2 protein-coding genes are annotated in these 2427 nt (G+C 39.0%); both read right to left on the reverse strand.

The genetic code is table 11. The features are described 5' to 3' along the window. The coding region (locus F6K13_RS28440) for a GNAT family N-acetyltransferase (protein WP_287289207.1) at positions 1-1128 on the reverse strand (1128 nt) is incomplete at its 3' end. A 231-nt stretch (positions 1129-1359) separates the two neighbouring features. Next, positions 1360-2427: F420-0:Gamma-glutamyl ligase (locus F6K13_RS28445; RefSeq protein WP_287289209.1), on the reverse strand; the 1068-nt coding region annotated here is incomplete at its 5' end.

Below are 2427 nucleotides of genomic sequence, written 5' to 3' on the forward strand. Positions count from 1 at the left end.
TAACAAAGAACTACGACTAGGAACTGGTTTACGAACTGGTTGCAGACCTTGAAGAACTTCCGAAAACTGGAGGTCAGAAATAACAGACTTAGACTCTCGAAGTTTATGCCAAACAGAACGAGACATCAACAAAGAATGTTCAATTTGTTGAGCTTTTATCTTTTCTAAATATGCTTCACGTTCAGGTTGATAATCAACAGAAGCAAGTTGTAGAGATTGATCGGGAAAATCTTGAGCCAACGTTGCCATTTGAGATAATAACTCTGGATACAACCAAGTATAAGCTGGATGTACAGTTAATTGAGCTATATGTGGTTGTGTACCATCACGACATAATTGTACTTGAAAGTAGCCGATCGCTGCCTTACGTTGGGGTTCAAATACATACCCACTAACCAATTCATTATGATTTAGCCATTGCCTTACTCCCTCTATTAAACTACTAACAAAGCCAGTTTTAAAATCTGGGATATGGCGGTCGAATACTTGCCGTACTAGAGGAGGCATAGATGCTGTGTCCAATTGATAGAGCAACTGAGCATCAGCATTACTCACAGGTAGTAAGTTTGGTAAATTTGGCTGAGAAAGGGCTAACTCTTGTAATTGTTGGGGAGTAATTGTCCAATAAGTAATTTGAGCTAATGGCTGAAAACCATTTTGGCGATAAAGGGCCATCGTCTCTTTATCGTTAACATTAACTTCCAATAACCATGTGCGTGCTTCCCAAATTTTCTCAAAGCAGTATCGTAATAGTTGAGAACCTATTCCTCTGTTAGTCCCTGTTTCTTCCGTAACTATTCCTTCTACCCGCCAACTGCTGCGAGTGCGGTTGCTAGGAGAGACCTGGATTGCCCCTTTAATTTGTCCATCTACTTCTGCAACATAGGAAATTAACAAATATTTGCAGGGATTAGGGAAAAGGCTCAATAATTTTATAGGCCAGTACCAACGACTAATTTGTGGTAATTTCTGGCTTAAGCTAATAGGAGAGAGGTTAAAGGTAACATCTCGATGGTTGTGTTGTACCTCTGGAGTTTCCCTACATAGGTTCTTGATAGCTTCTAGGTCGCGGTACTCTAGGGGACGGATGACCACCTGACTTTTGTTTTGGCGGGTTAAAGGTTTCATTATTTTTTCTTCTAGATTTTTAGGTGCTGATATCAAATAAAGTTTTGATTTTTGTGGAGCTGGAAATTTGGCTAAATTAGTTTTTAGTCATTCAAATAATTTTGAATGACTAAAATGGGCGTGAGTTTATAGTTGTTTAAGATTAGCTATATAAGCATTAGTAATACTTTATATCTTGCTCATTCCAGTAATCTTCACTTTTTTAGCCTTCATTTCCATCAACTTCTTGTTTTATGATGATGATGACCTGATCAAAACTACTGGGGTTTGTTCATCCGCGTTTCCTGCGGGATTACTTCTTAAAGCTTCCTCTAATAAAGAAGTAGATACGTTAGAGGTTGCTGCTAATATTTTAACTGCTTTCAAATCGTTAACATCTACTATTGCTGCACCCAGACCAGTTGCTTTTTGTATTTGTTCTACTAATTTTTGAGGATTTTCTGGACCTAAAACTATAAATTGGTCATAAGGAGGTAAAGTTCCGGTAACATCATCTATTAGTCTGGCTTGTTCTCCTGCAAATTGATAGAACATACCAGGTTTCCCTAATAATTTGGCTATGGCACCTCCTAAAAAGGCCATAAATACTTTGATTGGTCCAACAATATCTACCAGGGTTTGCATCCCACAGGCTGTTGCCAGACTTGAAGTGGGCAGAAAGAAGTAACAGATACGTTTGGCTACCCATCCCGGTTTAACGTCAGTAGGGTGACGAAAACGACCTTGTATTAAGGCCAGGGGTGTTTCACCGATGGTAACTATGTCCCCTGGTTGAGCATGAGGAACGACATAACGTTGGACAATTTCTATCGGATCGTCTAACTCTGTTAATAAATGAGTGCGAATGGGAAATACTGTTGCATTTTGCGCTTCTCGCTGATTTGGAGTAGCTTTAGGATCGGGAAATTTGAGAGGTACTACAATATGGCGAGTTTTGGGAATGCGACCTTGAGGCCCATAGGTAATATAATTGACTTTAATCCAAGCTGACTTGAGTTGGTCTAAATTTTCCCCACGAATATCTATTGATATCTTCAGTTTTGTCTTTTTTCCTACTTTAACGATATAAGCAAACCAATAGTTATCGGGTCTAGCTGGAGCATCTTCATGGAAGGGAATAATTTGAGTTTGATAATTTACTTTTTCTAAACTTGCACCAGACAGCAGTTTTACCTCTGCTTGTATTTCTGGCACCATAATTTCTAAGCTTTTGGTACGGTTGCATAATTCCATTTCACCCACTAATAGGTAATTTTCTGGTTCTGCAACTGCTAAATGCCATTCTCCAGAGGTTAGTTC

It is taken from the genome of Okeania sp. SIO2B9, assembly GCF_010672505.1.
GTDB lineage: Bacteria > Cyanobacteriota > Cyanobacteriia > Cyanobacteriales > Microcoleaceae > Okeania > Okeania hirsuta.